Annotated in this window: 15 protein-coding genes and 1 pseudogene; 6 read left to right on the top strand and 10 right to left on the bottom strand. The window is 40.5% G+C overall.

Annotated features, from left to right (window positions below; genetic code table 11):
- Positions 1–6: 6 nt before the first annotated feature.
- Together uvrA and BGP15_RS01145 are read right to left on the bottom strand one after the other, a co-directional pair.
- The gene (uvrA, locus tag BGP15_RS01150; protein ID WP_115049905.1) at positions 7–2,571 is read right to left on the bottom strand and encodes an excinuclease ABC subunit UvrA; all 2,565 of its coding nucleotides are present in this window, start codon (positions 2,569–2,571) and stop codon (positions 7–9) included.
- A 17-nt stretch (positions 2,572–2,588) separates the two neighbouring features.
- On the bottom strand, positions 2,589–3,470 hold the full coding sequence (locus BGP15_RS01145) for a bestrophin family protein (RefSeq protein WP_115049903.1): 882 nt from the start codon (positions 3,468–3,470) through the stop codon (positions 2,589–2,591).
- 129 nt (positions 3,471–3,599) lie between these two features.
- Between BGP15_RS01145 and BGP15_RS01140 the strand changes: the two genes are divergently transcribed.
- On the top strand, positions 3,600–4,025 hold the full coding sequence (locus BGP15_RS01140) for a DUF4372 domain-containing protein (RefSeq protein WP_201303482.1): 426 nt from the start codon (positions 3,600–3,602) through the stop codon (positions 4,023–4,025).
- Between the two features lie 340 nt (positions 4,026–4,365).
- Here the strand turns inward: BGP15_RS01140 and BGP15_RS01135 are convergent, their stop codons facing one another.
- From BGP15_RS01135 to BGP15_RS01125, 3 genes are all read right to left on the bottom strand, one after another.
- Positions 4,366–5,517, bottom strand: a complete 1,152-nt coding sequence (locus BGP15_RS01135; protein ID WP_115049901.1) for an iron-containing alcohol dehydrogenase — start codon at positions 5,515–5,517, stop codon at positions 4,366–4,368.
- Positions 5,518–5,807: 290 nt separating this feature from the next.
- Positions 5,808–7,454 carry a glucose-6-phosphate isomerase gene (gene pgi / locus BGP15_RS01130; RefSeq protein ID WP_115049899.1) on the bottom strand — a complete coding sequence of 549 codons (1,647 nt, stop codon included), beginning with the start codon at positions 7,452–7,454 and terminating at the stop codon, positions 5,808–5,810.
- 63 nt (positions 7,455–7,517) lie between these two features.
- Positions 7,518–8,393, bottom strand: coding sequence for an AraC family transcriptional regulator (locus BGP15_RS01125; RefSeq protein ID WP_034722848.1), 876 nt, complete (start codon positions 8,391–8,393; stop codon positions 7,518–7,520).
- A gap of 178 nt (positions 8,394–8,571) precedes the next feature.
- Here BGP15_RS01125 and BGP15_RS01120 point away from each other — a divergent pair, with 178 nt between their 5' ends.
- From BGP15_RS01120 to BGP15_RS01110, 3 genes and pseudogenes are all read left to right on the top strand, one after another.
- Positions 8,572–8,901 carry a transposase gene (locus BGP15_RS01120; protein ID WP_115049898.1) on the top strand — a complete coding sequence of 110 codons (330 nt, stop codon included), beginning with the start codon at positions 8,572–8,574 and terminating at the stop codon, positions 8,899–8,901.
- Between the two features lie 121 nt (positions 8,902–9,022).
- Positions 9,023–9,763: pseudogene (locus tag BGP15_RS01115) on the top strand (IS3 family transposase); the annotation flags it as partial.
- Between the two features lie 425 nt (positions 9,764–10,188).
- On the top strand, positions 10,189–10,677 hold the full coding sequence (locus tag BGP15_RS01110) for a tetratricopeptide repeat protein (RefSeq protein ID WP_115049894.1): 489 nt from the start codon (positions 10,189–10,191) through the stop codon (positions 10,675–10,677).
- 252 nt (positions 10,678–10,929) lie between these two features.
- Here the strand turns inward: BGP15_RS01110 and BGP15_RS01105 are convergent, their stop codons facing one another.
- The 3 genes from BGP15_RS01105 to BGP15_RS01095 form a co-directional block, all read right to left on the bottom strand.
- Entirely contained in the window at positions 10,930–11,595 is a 666-nt protein-coding gene (locus BGP15_RS01105; protein WP_070564641.1) for a response regulator, read from the bottom strand.
- 14 nt (positions 11,596–11,609) lie between these two features.
- Positions 11,610–13,214 carry a tetratricopeptide repeat-containing sensor histidine kinase gene (locus tag BGP15_RS01100; protein ID WP_286768500.1) on the bottom strand — a complete coding sequence of 535 codons (1,605 nt, stop codon included), beginning with the start codon at positions 13,212–13,214 and terminating at the stop codon, positions 11,610–11,612.
- Positions 13,215–13,393: 179 nt separating this feature from the next.
- Positions 13,394–13,561 carry a hypothetical protein gene (locus tag BGP15_RS01095; protein WP_175441972.1) on the bottom strand — a complete coding sequence of 56 codons (168 nt, stop codon included), beginning with the start codon at positions 13,559–13,561 and terminating at the stop codon, positions 13,394–13,396.
- Positions 13,562–13,589: 28 nt separating this feature from the next.
- Here BGP15_RS01095 and BGP15_RS01090 point away from each other — a divergent pair, with 28 nt between their 5' ends.
- Both BGP15_RS01090 and BGP15_RS01085 read left to right on the top strand, forming a co-directional pair.
- Entirely contained in the window at positions 13,590–13,739 is a 150-nt protein-coding gene (locus BGP15_RS01090) for a hypothetical protein (RefSeq protein WP_159332799.1), read from the top strand.
- Between the two features lie 215 nt (positions 13,740–13,954).
- Positions 13,955–14,926 carry a hypothetical protein gene (locus tag BGP15_RS01085; protein ID WP_286768499.1) on the top strand — a complete coding sequence of 324 codons (972 nt, stop codon included), beginning with the start codon at positions 13,955–13,957 and terminating at the stop codon, positions 14,924–14,926.
- Between the two features lie 111 nt (positions 14,927–15,037).
- Here the strand turns inward: BGP15_RS01085 and BGP15_RS01080 are convergent, their stop codons facing one another.
- Positions 15,038–15,484 (bottom strand): nuclear transport factor 2 family protein, encoded by a 447-nt coding sequence (locus BGP15_RS01080; protein WP_286768498.1) that lies wholly within the window; start codon positions 15,482–15,484, stop codon positions 15,038–15,040.
- 202 nt (positions 15,485–15,686) lie between these two features.
- Positions 15,687–17,531: a hypothetical protein gene (locus BGP15_RS01075; protein ID WP_286768497.1), complete on the bottom strand. Its 1,845-nt coding sequence runs from the start codon at positions 17,529–17,531 to the stop codon at positions 15,687–15,689.
- Positions 17,532–17,536: the final 5 nt, after the last annotated feature.

Below are 17,536 nucleotides of genomic sequence, written 5' to 3'. Positions count from 1 at the left end.
CATTTTTTAAACATAGGCAGCCAAATATTTAGCTGTTTTGCTTTGCTTATTCTTAGCTACTTCCGCGGGAGCTCCTTCAGCAATTATCTTTCCGCCATCTTTACCCGCACCGGGTCCCAGATCTATCACCCAGTCACTGGAGGCCACAACATGCATATCATGTTCAACCGTAATCACGGTATTTCCGGCATCAACCAAAAAATTCAGCTGACCTATCAACTTTTCCACATCAGACGGATGCAGTCCTGTCGTCGGTTCGTCCAAAACGTATAAAGTTTTCCCTTTTTGCGTACGCTGCAGTTCCGATGCCAATTTGATACGCTGTGCTTCTCCCCCAGATAATTCTGTGGCTGGCTGTCCAAGACGTATATAACCCAAACCGACCTGTCTGAGGACTTCAAGACTTTGCCTTAAAGACCTGTCGCTGCTGAAAAAATCCCAGGCCTGATCCACAGTCATGTCCAAAACTTCGGCAATATTTTTATCGTCATACTTTACTTCCAGTGTTTTGTCATTATATCGGGTTCCCTTACAGGTCGGACATGGTGTATAAACACTGGGAAGGAATAACAGTTCTACCATAACAAACCCTTCTCCTTTGCAGTGTGCACATCGTCCCTTGGCTACATTAAAAGAAAAACGTCCCACATCATATTTCCTTTTTTTAGCTAGCTCAGTTTCAGCAAATAATTGCCTTACCCTGTCAAACAGCCCCGTATAGGTTGCCAGATTTGAACGTGGTGTTCTGCCGATTGGCTTTTGGTCAACTCTTACCAGCCGCTTGATGTGTTCCATGCCGTTTGTGATAACACCTGAAGTATGAATATTGGTTTCCTGTGATAGTTCAGGCTGTTCATCGCTGCTTTCCTCCATATCCTGTCCCAAATAATCCGATATCAAGTCTACCAGCGCCTGACTTACCAGACTGCTTTTACCTGACCCTGAAGTACCTGTAATACTGGTGAGAACGCCCAAGGGAATTGACACATCCAGGTTTTGGATATTATTTCTGGTGATATTACTGGCTCGCAGCCAGTGCTCAGCTGTCCTGACAACCTCTTTGGTAACAGGAACCGGATCAATATAATGACGGGTTACCGACCGTTCTACAGATTGTAGTCCTTCCAGGGGACCGCTATATAATATTTCCCCGCCATTGGCTCCCGCCTGTGGCCCAACATCCACAACCCAGTCACAATGTCGGATAATATCAACCTCATGCTCTACGATAAACATTGAATTACCCGCATCTTTCAATTTTATCAAAACAGCCAACAAGGCTTCTGTATCTGCAGGATGAAGACCCGCTGACGGTTCATCCAGAACGTAAATTACGCCAAACAGATTAGAATGTACCTGTGTCGCCAGCCTTAACCGCTGTAATTCACCGGGAGAAATACTTGGCGTGCTCCGCTCCAGCGAAAGATAGCCCAGACCGAGATCAATCATGATTTTTAGCCGTGCAACAAGATCTACCGCAATATTTTGGGCAACGATAGCTTTCTCTGGATGTTTATCTTTATCATTAGATAAAAATCTACCCTCCGCATATGGAGTAAAAATGGCCATCAGCTGAGATAATGACTGATTGGAAAGATCAGCGATGTCGAATCCCTCAAATTTTACAGCCAAAGATTCCTTTTTTAATCTCTTTCCGTGACATTCCGAACATTCCGTATTCAGCATATACTGTGATACCCGCCTCTTCATCATCGGACTGTTGGTATTTGCAAATGTTTGCAGAACATAGCGTTTGGCACCGGTAAAAGTTCCCATATAGCTTGGCGGCAATTTCATTTTCACTGCGCGCTGTACCTCCGCTGCAGACAGCCCCGAATATACGGGTACTGTAGGTGTTTCATCGGTAAACAGGATCCAGTCCCGGTCTTTTTTCGGCAGATCCTTCCACGGCTTATCGACATCAAATCCTAAAGTCATCAAAATTTCCCGGAGATTTTGCCCTTGCCAAGCCGATGGCCAGGCAGCTACTGCCCGTTCACGTATTGTCAGGGAATCATCCGGTACCATCGATTTTTCTGTGACATCGTAGATGCGTCCGATACCATGGCATACAGGACATGCTCCTTCGGGCGTATTGGGAGAAAATCCTTCTGCATAGATGATAGACTGTTTGGGCGGATAATCCCCTGCCCGGGAATATAACATCCTCAATAAATTGGAAATAGTCGTTACACTTCCCACTGTAGAGCGGACGGTAGTACCTCCCCTGCTCTGTTGCAGGGCAACAGCCGGAGGCAGTCCATGAATGGCACTGACCTCAGGAACATTCATTTGATTAAATAAACGTCTTGCATAGGGTGACACTGACTCCAAGTATCTTCGCTGTGCTTCCGCATAGATCGTACCGAATGCAAGAGAAGATTTACCCGAACCCGATATCCCCGTAAATACGACAAGCTTATTTCTAGGAATATCGACATCAACATCTTTGAGATTGTGTTCCTTGGCTCCCCTGACACGTACAAAACCTTCGGAATTCTGTTCGCTTGGACTTTGATCTGAAAGGTCTCTCTTTTTAGAGCCTTCTGTATTTTTACCAAAAATTTTCATAAAACAATGCTTTAAGGTTACATAAGATAAAATCCCTGCGGCTCAATTGGATCTGGGATTTCCTTCTCATTGAATAGTTGACGGATATTGATCTCTATCGTTCGTGAAAGTGCGGTCATAGGCGTATCCGTAGGGCTGTTGCTGAAAGGACCCTGAAGCCTATGCGCTAGCATTTCCAAGAAAAAAAACATCATCGAAACCGAAATAAGAATGACAACCTGCAGCACAATGTTTAAGTGGAACGAGGATGACAGACTTAGAAAAACCGCAAACAAATAGATGGCGGCATGCAATATCTGACCAAATGTCGGTGGAAAAACGGTATTTTTAATCCGCTCTGCTCTTCCCATCGATGCTACAAGATCATTTAATGTTTTTTCAATCTGAAGCAGAGCAAATTCATTCAGCAGGTTTTCATCATAAAGTTTTTTCAAGCATCCATTCTGTAATTGACTGATCGCAAAGGGGACATTTGAATGTTCTCGTAGCTTTTTCATTTCCTCTCCGCTGAGCAAATCTTCTAGAACAGGCCAAATATCCAGCCGCCTAAATGCTCTTTCTAAGGCTCTACACCAGCCAATTTGATAATGGGAAATTTTAGCCACATCTACGTTTTCAGTTTTCACATAAAGCTGGAGCTGCAGGATCAGAGAACGGCTGTCATTTACGATTGCTCCCCAGATGGTATGGGCTTCCCACCACCGGTTATAGGACTGGTTGATTTTATACGATAACAGAATCGAGATCGCAATACCCAATGTTGTCGCTATGTGAATGGAAATATCCGGCGCATAATATGGTAATAGACCAAAAGTAACCCCCAGAAGGGCAACTGTAAACAATTGTACCTTAATTCCATTTAATAGAAATTTAAATGGAACTCTGCGGTTTATTATCATGGGACTTTCTATTTAACATTATTATTACTATACAATTCAAAACACTTGCGTCCAAAACGTTTAAAAAGTGGCGGTGTTTGGATATAGCAAAGTTGCTATATTTAAATCGCAAAATTATAACACACCGCCATGATAAATTTAAATGTTTTTAGTCAGATTTTATCTCTTATCGACCGCGAATTATTCAAAGATTTGGTTTCAAAGCACAAAAGTGACAAACATCAGGAAGGGATCAACAGCTGGACGCATCTAGTCAGTATGCTTTTCTGTCATTTTCCCTCGGCAGATTCGGTTCGTGATATTAGTAACGGTCTACGCAGCACCACTGGCAATGAGTACCACTTTTTGACCAATAATACGAAGTGGAAGGCTTCTTTGCTTGCAAACATCTACAAACAACGCTGGCATATCGAAGTCTTCTTCAAGCATCTAAAGCAGCGCTTAAAAGTATTGACATTCATAGGGACTTCTGAAAATGCAGTGATGATCCAGATCTGGACTTCACTCATTGGCATATTACTGTTAAAATACTTACAAAAAAAAGGCCAAATATGACTGGAACCTGTCCAATCTGGTCGCATTCATCAGAATGAATATCTTCGTGAAAATAAACATCTGGCAATGGATAGATGATCCCTTTCTCAGGCCCCCTATAAAAGGAAAAAAGGGACAGCTAAAGATCTTCGCAGATTGAAAAATAGGGGTCAATATCGAAATGATGAAAAAAGCTATGCTTGTACCACAGAAATCCGTTCCTAAAATTTATTTAGGACACATATGAATTCAAAATAAGAATTTCCGATTCCAATTTAATAAATATAGTTCCAAAACACCAAACGGAGGAAAGTGATCCACCCTAAATTAAAGGGTAAACCACTTTCTTCATCAAACTGGTCTAATTCTGATAGATATTGCCTTCAAAAGAAGCATTGTAAAGATCTTTTAGGTCCTGTAAAGTAGGTTTACGCGGATTGAAACCTGTACATGGATCTTCTAAAGCATTTTTGCTGATGAAATCCAGATTTTTCTCCCAGTCTTCACGGGAAATACCGAATGCTTTAAGTGAACCTATGTTGTTGACGGACGCTCTAAGTTTCTCAATTTCCTGAGCCAGCTCCTCTGCTGATGTCTTGCCAACAATTTTGGCCAGATCAGGGTATCTGTTTGTTGCTGTGTGATTGTAACGGATCACATTTGGAAGGAATATCGCGTTGGCTGCACCATGGGGAATACCATAAAGGGCACCAACTTGATGCGATAATGAGTGTACAATACCCAACCATGCATTATTAAAAGCTAAACCTCCCATAAATGAAGCATCGTGCATGTTTTGACGAGCCTTGATATTGCCCGGATTATTCACCGCTTCTTGCAGATTCTGAAAAACAATTTCCAGACCTCCTTTTGCCAGTACATCTGCATAGTTGTCTTCAATATTCGACACATAGGCTTCCACACAATGTGTCAAAGCATCCAGCCCCGTATTTGATGTGATGTGAGCCGGCATTGAAGCACATATTTCTCCATCTACAATTGCAATATCCGGAGTTAGCTCGTAAGAAACGATCGGATACTTCACCCCTTTTTCTCTATCAGTGATAACCGCCAGACCTGTTGTTTCTGTTCCGGTACCACTTGTAGAAGGGATCGCTACAAATTTAGCCTTCTGGCGTAATGTCGGAACAGTGAAAGGTTTTGTCATTGCCTCAAAATCGGCATCGGGATATTCATAGAAGACCCACATCATTTTTGCCGCATCGATTGCAGAACAGCCCCCAAGACCAACAATCCAGTCCGGTTCAAAATCACGCATCACTGCAGCTCCCTTAAGACTTGTTTCCGAAGACGGATCTTCTTCAACACCGTCAAAAACAGCAGTTTCAAGTCCTGCTTCGTTTAAATAGGAAAGTGCTCTATCTAAGGTCCCACTTCTTTTCATTGATTGTCCACCAGTTACAATGATCGCTTTCTTTCCTGAAAGGTTCTTTAATTCTGATAAACTTCCAGCTCCGTGAAATACTTCGCTGGCAACAAATAACTTGCTCATATTTTATTTTAAATTTCTTATACAAAAGTACTGCAATGACAGACGCTGATGTTATACATTGAATATTATATGATATACATTTGCTCCCTTATGAATAAACAACTGAAATTAAAACAAAAAGGCAGAAAACAACCATTATTCTATTCAAAATCAAATACTTTACACTGAGCACAACATTCATTTTTATACATTTAATCACTGACATACAGCATATAGCGTACTGTATTAAGTATAAAAAGCAGAAGTTTATTACTTCTGCTTTTTATACTCGGAGTAAAACCTATCCTGAATCAGCGCCAGGACTTATATTGATTGATCAACCCATTGGTAGATGAGTCGTGGCCCTGAACCTGGTGATCCTCCTGAAGTTCAGGTAAGATAGCATTAGCTAATTGTTTACCAAGTTCAACACCCCATTGATCAAAGCTGAAAATGTTCCAGATGACCCCTTGCACAAAAATTTTATGTTCATAAAGAGCGATCAGTTTACCCAATGATTTTGGCGTTATCTTTTTCAGCAAAAATGAATTTGTCGGACGGTTTCCCTGAAATACCTTGTATTTACGCTGCTGCTCGATTTCATCAGCCGATTTTCCTGATCCCTGCAATTCGGTTATCACTTCCTCCGCTGACTTTCCGTTCATCAGTGCTTCGGTCTGCGCAAAAAAATTGGACAATAGTATTTTATGATGTTCTCCCAGCGGATTTAAACTCTGAGCAGGCGCGATGAAATCCGAAGGTATCAGCTTAGTCCCCTGATGAAGTAACTGATAAAACGCATGTTGTCCATTGGTACCGGGTTCGCCCCAGACTATAGGTCCTGTCTGATAATCAACTACATGACCGTTACGGTCGATATATTTACCATTGCTCTCCATATCCCCCTGTTGAAAATAGGCCGCAAAACGGTGCAGGTATTGATCATACGCAAAAATACCCAAGGTCTCAGCACCATAAAAATTGATATACCAGATCCCCAAAAGAGCCATGATTACCGGAATGTTCTTTTCAAAGGGAACATGCTGAAAATGCTCGTCGGCCTCATGGGCACCCTCCAATAACGCCTGGAAATTATCATATCCTATTCCAAGACTGATGGATAGTCCTATTGAGGACCATAATGAATATCTGCCCCCTACCCAGTTCCAGAACACAAACATATTACGCGTATTGATTCCGAACTTTTCCACCTCAGCTTCATTCGTACTCAGCGCAACAAAATGTTTTTCGATATCTTTTATTTCAGCCCCCGCCTCAAGCAGCCAAGAACGCGCACTATGGGCATTGGCCATGGTTTCCTGGGTGGTAAATGTTTTGGAAGCAATAAGAAAAAGTGTAGTTTCAGGATTAACATGCTTAAAGACCTCAGAAATGTGCGTACCATCGACATTCGATACAAAATGCAGATTCAGAGGCGTTTTATATGCTTTTAAAGCCTCCGTTACCATGACGGGGCCGAGATCTGACCCACCGATCCCGATATTGACAACATCAGTTATCGCCTTTCCCGTATATCCGGTCCAGCTTCCCGAAAGTACATCCTGTGTGAAATTTTTCATCTGGTCCAGTACTTCATGAACCTGGGGTATGATATTCACTCCATCAACAGTAATTACCGCATTTTTTGGCTGGCGCAGTGCTGTATGCAGAACAGGCCTGCCCTCCGTTGCATTGATCTTGTCTCCAGCGAACATTTTATCAATCGCCTGGTCTAGTTTCACCTCTTTTGCCAGCTCCAGCAAAAGGTTCAGCGTCTCTCCAGTAATTCTGTTTTTTGAATAATCAAACAGTACATCGCCCCATTGCACTGAAAACGTGGAGAAGCGATGGGGATCTTCTATAAACAAATTGCGGATCTGCACATCTTTTATCATCTGGAAATGTGCCGTAAGCTTCTGAAAAGCCGCTGTATCTTTTAAATTAACCGTTGGTAACATATGTTTAAGATTTATGTTACAAACCTCGTTCAATTCTCCGGCGGTCACGCAACCAACTTATACCTATGTCTTATACATTTGCGCCAATTGCTGCTGCAGGTCCGTGGGTGTTTCATCAAGCTTAGCCTTAACAAACTTATTAAGTGCAGCGGGTGAGTTGAAGCCAAGTTCGAAAGCAATTTCTTTATGGGAATAGCTGGAGAGCAGCAACAGCTGCTTGATCTCATTCATGATCCTTGCGTGGATGGTTTCGATCGAGGTCAGCCCCGCGGTTTTCTTGGTGATCTCATTTAATTTTTTGGGTGAAATCAGCAATTTTTCCGCATACCAGCTTACTGTACGTTCTGTCTTGTAATACCGCTCCAGTAATTCTAAAAATTTCCCATAGAGTTTTGTATTTTCATTGGTCAGTTTATTCTTGTCCCACTTCGTGTGGACAAACTCGACCAGCTTAAGTAACGTTATCTTGATGTAAAACCGTGCCTGTTCTTTCTTTACCGATGTTAGGTCATGGTATAGTTTTTCTATCTGATCCAACAGCAACTCTACTTCCTTGGTCTCCGCTACGGGCAGTTCAATATGATTGAGTTTGACAGAAATGTTGTGATTGTAAATACTCAGCTCATTTTTAAGGATATCCGAACAGAACAGCACTTCATCAAACAGGATCATCTTGCCCTCAAAGTTGCTGCTGATCTGTTCTTTTGATGATAGCTGTCCAGGAAATATAACACAGATGTTATTTTCCGTCACATCGTACCGACGGTCCTCTACCTGCATTTTCATTTTGCCTTTTTTAACAAATAATAGACAAAAATGGTCTTTTGTATGCGGTTCCCTATATTCCTCCAGTGCATTCCTGTCCAATTCAAAAATATGAAAGGGCGTGATTGCCCTTTCAGAATTATGCTGAATATCTTTCAGATGATGTGTGATCATATTTATTTTTTATATTAAATATTGCCGTGCAAATATTTTGCTGCTTTTTTGTCTACCAAAAATAATAATTCTCCCTGAGATGGCGCAAGCAATTGTGCCGTGGAGTTGCTACATTTGACCGGAGACTTTTTTAAAGGAAAAATTTACAACTAAAAGAGTTAACAATTAAATTTGAGGCATGGGTAAGCGACCACGTTTTTTTGATTCAGAATTTAAAATCATGGCAGTAGAACTGTCGTACGCAAAAGGGACAGCAGCATCAGCAGCGAAAGAGCTGGGTATAAATGAGTCTATGCTGGGTAAGTGGCGAAGGGATTCCAGGTTCAATTCACGTATTGATGAGTTGAATCTGAGAATTGATCTCAATTCCAGTGACACTAGCAGGAATCTAGAACAGGAAAACAAGTTGTTGAGAAAGGCATTAAAAGATGCCACAATTGAAAGAGATATTTTAAAAAAGGCCATCAGCATCTTCTCCAAGGGAGACCGGAACGATATAGATTTATAGCAGATCATAAGGATAATTTTTCGGTTGGGAAGATGTGCAAAGTAATGCAAGTGAGCAGTAGCGGTTATTATGATTGGCAGAATAGAGATCAGGATATCTCCAAAATCAAAGCAAGGAAAGACCTTCAAAAAAAATAAAGGCCAGCTATGACTCCAGTGACAGTACATATGGCAGTCCAAGGATTACCAAGGATCTACAACGACAGGGTATACAGATTTCACGCCCATGTGTAGCGCGGATAATGAGAAAGGAAGGTATCCAGAGTATCATCCGCAAGAAATGGAAGATATCAACAACAGATTCGAAACATAAATTCCCGGTATGTGATAATATTCTGAACAGGGACTTTCATGCCGATCAGATAGGCACTAAATGGGTAAGCGATATTACTTATCTGAAAACAGGTGAGGGTTGGTTATATCTCACAGCTGTAATGGATCTCGCTGATAGAAAAATTATTGGATGGACACTTAGTGAAGGAATGTCAGCAGAGCAAACCTCTCTTGCGGAATTAGAGAGGGCTCTAAAAGCCAGAAAAGTAGAAAATGGTTTAATATTTCATTCAGATAGAGGTGTTCAGTATGCGTGCAATGACTTTAAAGACAAATTAAAAGCATTAAAGATCGATGTTGTTCAAAGTATGAGCAGAAAGGGTAACTGTTGGGACAATAGTGCAATGGAAAGCTTTTTCAAAACGGCTAAAAGTGAAAAATTCAACCGTTACAACTTTAAAACCAGGCAAGAGGCTAAGTTATGTGTGTTTAGGTATATTGAGGGTTGGTATAATAAAGGCAGATTACATTCAGCAATTGGATATAAGACACCTGGTGAGCTAGAATTGGAAATGGAAAAAGCTGCTTAAAAAGTCTCCGATTTACTATTGCAATTCCACGGTCTTCCTTGTTCTGCTGAACATAAGCTGTAAAATATTCCAGATCTTTACAATCCAGCTTACCATCCGCACTTAGTTCTTCCAACTTTTCAATCAATTTTGATTTTGGGGCACAGCTGTAAAAGAGGAGACCCAATGAAAGAGCCAGCGATGCCATTATTCCGTATTTGCTTATATTCATATTAGATTAATTTTATACTATCAGTCTACGTTGACAGCAAATCTAGCGGATGATTATGGGCTAATTCTACGGTTTCCCGTAAAGACTAAACTTAGGACTGATTAGATTTCGACAGGCACTCTACTTAACAAAAAAATAAAAGGCAGTAGGAGTCATTGTATCCTAAATTGTGTAGTTTTGGAGAAATTACAGCCAAAACGTATTTCTTATCCATATGAATTCAAATCTTCCAATAAATCGGTCAATATCCTGGCCATCCTTTTTAACTGTATTCGCCATTGTGATCGCTTTTCTTTATGGTTATGAGTATATCGCCAAAACAGATGATATATTTAATGGCGTAATGATCTTCTGCGTTATAGCGCTAGTGTTGCGAATTACTATTCCAAAAAGTCATCGAAAAGGGTTGAAAGCACTTAAACAAAATGACTTTGAAACAGCGATTGTACATTTTAAAGAGAGTGTTGATTATTTTACTAGAAACAGCTGGGTTGACCAGTATCGTGTCATTACAATTTTGAGTTCTTCAAAAATGAGCTATCGGGAAATGGCGCTCTGTAATATTGCATTCTGTTATGCGCAGACTGGGCAAGCCGAAAAAGCAAAGGCGCTCTACGAAGAGATCTTGGAAAAATATCCGGATAATGGAATCGCTTACTATGCGCTAAACTCAATCAATACCTTTTCAAATCAGGCTGATTAAATGATCGCGCATTTAGCTGGATCTCTCATAAGTCGGCTGTTACAAATGATCATAAAAACAAATAAGGGCTATCGGTGGATAGCCCTTTCTCATCATCTTATTGGTTAAAATATGGCACTAAATATCTTGAATGCATCAGATATCGTATTTTCGGCAAGTAACCCAACCTCGTTATTTACCTTGCTTTCACAAAAGTAGCACGATACCCCCAAGAGTCTTTACGGAAAACCGTAATCCAATATAAGAGATTATTTATATAAAACCTAATTCCTTGCAGTGTGCAACAAGCTGTTCATTTTTGATAAAACCTAGTACATCTTTCATGAGGTTGAGCCTTTTCTCGATACTACTCAGACTCGACGGGCGGATATCACGCTGCTGGAGATATTCGGGCATTTCTTTTTGGGACACGCCTTCATACAGGAGTTTAATGATATGCAGGTCAAACTGCGTAAACTCGTGCGAGTTCTGCTCCTGAATAAATTTTTTACTGTCCGGCGATTGGTACGTTCGGTTCTGATCAACAGCTTGCAATGCCTCGCGCAGATGTTGGCCATCGCGGCGCGCTTTGCGAACAAGGCCATCAATCTCGTTATTCTTGAACATATCATTGATCAGGGACGAACGGTCCTTGGCCGTCAGGACAATAACCTTAATGTCTGGTTGTACAATCTTGACAGCTTTGATCAGTGAAAGGCCATCCTTTATCTCCTGCGGACTATCATCATCTTCGAATTCGATATCCGTAATGAGTAGGTCATATGGTTCGCCATCGCGGATCGCATTTTTAATCCAGGTCAACGCATGGTCACAGTAATAAACGTATTTGGTATTGTGAATACCGAGGTCGTGCAGGGTTTTCTGCACAGAAATGTTGGCTATCTCGTGGTCTTCGGCAATCAGTACTTTCTTAAACATACATTATTGTCTTTTTATAATGGGATAGTGGTCGTGATATTGAGCCCTTTTCCCGGTTCATTCACAAAGGTAATTTCACCACCGAAGCTTTCAATACGGGAAACCGTATTCGATAACCCTTTTCCTTTCGGTTTTTCTTGTGGGATTCCTATACCATTATCCTTATAGAATATGTTAAGCTGTTGGTCTGTTATGTCAAAACGTATGACGACCTGTTCGGCCTGACTATGTTTCTTCATATTGACCATCAGCTCCTGAAGCACATGCTTCACTTCATCTTTAATACGTTTGCTAATATCGTCCCACTGTTCGGCATCATTACCGGCGATTAATATCTTCCGATGGTCAGCAGCAAAGGATTTGAGTAAGATGGCCAGTTGCTCGTTATAGGGTGTCTCTGTGATCGTTTCCTGTTCAACATCGTGGGAGATATCGCGTGACTGATGGTACATATTTTCCAGTTTATCGAGCACACCATCGCGATCGACATTTTCGTTATGTTCAATCTCCGACATCACCCGGTAAATGCCGTTGGCAACGACATCGTGAATCTTCTTGGAAAGATGAAGCTGTGTTTCTTTAACCCGGTTCTGTGCTTCGAGTTCTAGACGTTGCTTGCGTCGTTTATACCAAAGCGTTCCTCCACCAACAGCTAATAGGAGTAAAAAGAAACTTGCGCCGGTAATGGCTCGTTGTCGTATAAGACGGTTCTGCTTTTCGGCATTTTCTTTTTCCAGCCGCAGGTTATCGGCTTTATTTTTTTCAACTTCGTAGCGGATTAGGGCGAACTGGTTTTTGGCGGCGGCGCGGGCTTGCTGGATGCTGTCGCTTATTGTCTCAAATTGATTAAAATAAAAGGTAATTGAGTCTGACGAGCCTACCTTTATCATTCGTGAGAGGCCTTTCATCTGATCATCTCCACTCTTAAGTCGTCTCGCCATGGCTAGCTGTTTTCGAGCATAGAATAAGGAAGAGTCTGGATTAATCCTTTCATAATAGTCTGCTAAATGAGCTAGACTTGCATTCAGGCCCCATAAATCTTTTTTTTCCTCTCTAATCTTCAGGGCTGTTAAAAGACCTGAAACTGCTGAATAATTTGAATTTCTACGCCATCGGACGTAGCTTATATTCGACAAAGATCTTGCATACTCAGTTGGCAAAGCATGCACTTCATTTAATACACTATCTAAAATATCAATTGCTTTATCATATTCTTTAACATTCATATAGCTCATTGCTAAATTATTTTTATAAACTGATGTTGTCAATGAGTCGTCTGAAAAGTGAATAGCTTTTTTATAGAATAGAATTGCTTTCCTATAGTCACCAAGTTTATTAGTGCTGGCTCCCAAATTATTATAATCGGAACTTAAATATATACGATGTTTGGGGTTTTCGAAATTCAAAAAATTCAAGGCCTGTAAGGCGGTCTCCTGTGCTCCAAAATAATCTCCTAGATCCTTTTGCAAAATTGCCATGATAATTAAACAATTGCCTGTATTTATACTGTCTTTAGATTCAAGGAAAATATCTTTAGCCCGACTAAAATTTAAAAACGCACTATCGGAAACACCTTGTTCGAGATAATTGTATGCAATATCATAAAATGGATTTTCCACTGAAGGTTGTTTATCTATTTCTTTCTTGTAACAAGAGGAAAAAAATAACAGGGAGAGGAATATATAAAGAGGCTTCAAGATGGTTCATTTTTCTCGAAAATAATTAAAATTAACCATCAAAGCAATATATAAATTTAAAACGGGAGGTAACTAGATGCTACCTCCCGTTTGTGTATTTGTTATGGTTTTGGTGGCCGAGGTGGAATTGGCGTGCTCGTTTCCCCCCCGTTATCCCCCGGATCCACAGGAGGTGCATCTGCCGTTTGTACTGTTGACGTTCCTGCGCCAGGTTGTGAATTAGACGGTTGACCGATTCCAAATAGAAAATATAATATTAAACTCCACATGATTCAAAAAATTTAAAAAGTTGAAAAAATGAGTAGTCCCCGTGCACCATGCACGGGATTGCTACAAATGTTTTCAGAAGGCCTTCTGAATTTTTTGGGAAGTAAGAGTGTCAATCGCGGGAGGCAGAAGCTGCTTCCCAAACCGGCTAAAGACTACCGCGAGATCTTCTCATTGTGAAATCAGATTAGTATCTTAGTTTATATTTTAATCGATCTATCATCTGACTTCGAGAACAAAGTTATAGCAGTTAAAACCTTTTCTATCAAACCATTCCGGCAATTCTGAAAGGTCTGATAGAATTCTAGAGATTCCGCAAATTCCGATGTATTTAGTTTGAATGATCTTACGGGATTCCGTAAATTCCGATATAGAATTAGCTTATTTTTGATGCCATGCCAACAACATTTTCCCAATTTAAAGAAGAGGTTCTTGCCCTATATGAGGCGAAGAAAAAAAGACATGAGCTTGATGACTTACTGGCGAATCCATCGCCTGCGAATTTGAGAGATTATTGTTTAGTCAGACTATCCGAACAGCTCGCCTCTACCGACATTGATATTTTTCAGAAATTTTTCGATCCATATAAAAAAGAGAAAAATTTAGAAGAAGCTATATTTAACTTCAATCCAGGTTTTTTAAAAGCATCGCAGAAATTTATCCAAGGCAAAACTGAAAATCCTGATGACCTTCTTGTCAAATTAATCGCAATACTTGTAGACTATCAACCAAGACCATTTCAATATAGCTATGATCTAACCACCGGAAAGCCAGGAAGTCCTCCAACCGGAGGGCCAGGAAATCCTCCAACCGGAGGGCCAGGAAGTCCTCCGACCGGAGGGCCAGGAAATTCCCCAACCGGAGGGCCAGGAAGTCCTCCGACCGGAGGGCCAGGAAATTCCCCAACCGGAGGGCCAGGAAGTCCTCCGACCGGAGGGCGACTAATGGGGTTTTATAAAAACAACATGATTGCGCTAAGATTCTCTACCGTTTCAGGTCTAATAATCATTATATTTTATATAATATATTGTTTGACCCCAAAAGGATGCATGTATTGGGATGGTCATAGATATGTTGAAACAACATGTCAATCCTCTGTACCTTACCATCGAGTAATTGGTTTTAATAACAATCAATTCCATAGTTTCTTCAAAATAATGCGACCAGATACTTTAAGTAAGAAAGATGTTGGGTTTGTCTGGTACTCCAAAATTGACAATGAAGTTGAATTCTTTACCGGGCCAGGATTTCATCCTATTGAAACTAAAAAAGGGTTGAAACTTGCCACCGAATATATTATAGAAACTTATGCGGGAGTAAATGCTAAAATAGATCAAAACAAAAGACTTAGCATCACGGGGAAATAACAAAAAGATTACTCAATAAAAAAAGCCACATCTTATGACGTGGCCTTAAATAAACATATGATTCACTAGTGGTTTGTCTTTTATTAACGGCAAACCACTAGTTGTAAAATTCTATTTATACGAATTGATCGATTTGGAAACTTTCCAGTCATTGCCCACACGCTCCAAGGTAACGAGATCTCTCTTGGTAAAGTTTTCAAATTTCAAAGTCACTCTAGCCACCATATAGTCTGCAAATTCCTCGATGATATCTGTGCTTACTGTACAGTTTAGCTTTTCGCCTTTTTGTTTTTTCAGAGATTTAACCACTTCGCTACGGCTGTTAGACTGCGCACTGGTAGCTTGGATCTTTTGATTAAAATCAGCTGCAAATAACTGCTCTACTCCTGCTGATTCTCCCTCTGTAGTTACCGCTACGTAGTGTTCTAAAGCGAAATCTGCTGTAGAAAGGTTAATATTAGCTTTTGTTGCTTTTGCTCCAGGCCCTTCAGCTGCCATAGCGAAAGTAGATACTGCGATTAGGGCTGCTGCTGCGAATGTTTTTACTAGCGTTTTCATAATGTCTTTATTTTATTGTGTTAGTTTTTAGTTCTTATTTGTTGACTCAAAACTACGACACAATACGCCCCTAGCCTATGGGCTTTAGACTAACGATCGGGAAAACTCGGTGAATGACAGGAATGGGGAGGTAAAAATAAATTCGCATGACTTGTAATAATTTAAAGAAATGCGGCCAGTAGGTATACCAGCCCTATTTTCTTTAAATCACCGGATAACCTACGTTATACGAATTGTTGTTGGCATTGATTTGAATTGTCTGAAATGACAGAAGTCGGTCAGCCTTACCAAAGTTGTCGATTGATGGTGCTACAAATGTAGATAGTATTAGTTTTACAAAATCGCCGTCCGGAACAGCTGTAAGCGCTGCCGTATCCTCATTGAAATGAGCCTTAGTTGTTGCAGCAGTAAAATTCGAATTGATCGGCTTTCCTGCATCGATGTTAAATACACTTCGCAATTTAAACTTATAGTATATATCATCAATTGCTCCCGAACCCATTCCTTCTGATGCAGGCATAATTATAAAATCAACAATCGCTAATGTCGCGCCAATTGTGATCATTCCTGATGTTTTAGCTAATAACATGATATGAATTGTTCCGTTCGAAGTCCTCTCTTCCTGTTTAGCCATCAAACTTTTGATTCGGGCAATATTTATGCGGGCTATCACATGGCCATCTGACGATAGATAGCTTGAGCTCAATAACTCCTGTCTTTTCCGTTGAAATGAAATGCGACTTTGAGTAGGACTCACCACCGTTCGAGCTCTTGCATACATATCAGCAGTAATTGAATTCCCTTCATAAAATTTAATCCGCGATTGCGGCTCAACCAGAGAATAGGAATTAGAGTTGTTGTTACGGATACTTACATTCCCTAAATATTCAGCATCTGTGGTAAAATTTCCGTCAAACTTGATATCGGAAAACTCCACATCTATCTTCTGATCTTCGTGCGCTTGGAAGTTGTTACTATCAATAGCCAACCCCATGTAATTTGTTGCCGCTCCGAATTTAAAGTACAAATGGGCTTTGTAGGTTTTAATCTCAGGTTGATTATTACCCTCGAAATAATTTCCAGAAATTTTTCCGCCGGCTATTGGTCCGGAATACAAAAAAACTCCACCACTTTCAAATACGTTATCTACAATCCTAGCAACATTTACTGTAGGTTTTCCGTCGATATTTTTAAACCAGATTCCGGATATACAGCCTTCACACATATTATCTTTAAAAGTAAAGTTAAAGCATCGATCAGCATCAACTATCCGTTCAACCTGTTCAAATATATTACCCGTAATCGTAACAGATTGTAAATACCCGTTTTTATAAGCGTCTGTGTCATTGGGCCTCTTTTCTTTATAAGATTTGATAACATGTTTAACCCTAAAAAAAGAACACTTGGTTATAAATACATTATAAATCCGATCCCCATCTACAAATGTACCGGATAAAGGTGTCCCATCTATTATGTTTCCAATATCCGGGCCGGCATTTCTTACAACCAAATTATCGATAAAAACCTTGCCTGTGTACAAATTTCCTGTTGAACCGGGATTCAATAATGAAGACTGTGATGTTATCCAGCCGTCATTGACATTATTCGTTAAATGCACCGATCCGCCTTTGCCACTAATCCGATGCGAAGGATATCTTTGTAATGTTGCATCAGGCAGTCCCAAATAGGAATCTGCGAGTAATTGGCAGGTAATTTCTATACTCCTATAACCTGAATTAAAAATTTGCTGTATAAAAGGGGTGGAATCGGTATCTAATCCGGCTTTTGCACCAAAGTAAAGCGGATTAACCGCTTCTAGAAATTTATGTTCTAACTTAATTCCTGCAGTAGCAATGATACTCCCGCCGTCGTCTGAACCCGTTGTATCTGATAAACTGTAAACAATAGGACCTGGTGTATCTCCTGCTTGGTAATAGCCCAGAAGTTGTACGCCTAGATAAGTACCATCCTGTAATTCGGCAATTTCACATGCACATAAGTTGCGCAAATCTGCCATTGTCTTTTTGATTAGAAATTGTTTTGCCATAATGC

This window comes from Sphingobacterium sp. 40-24 (assembly GCF_001899705.1).
Taxonomy (GTDB): Bacteria; Bacteroidota; Bacteroidia; order Sphingobacteriales; family Sphingobacteriaceae; genus Sphingobacterium; species Sphingobacterium multivorum.
The sequence above is the reverse complement of the archived record's forward strand: the minus strand, read 5'-3'. Positions and strand labels throughout refer to the sequence as shown.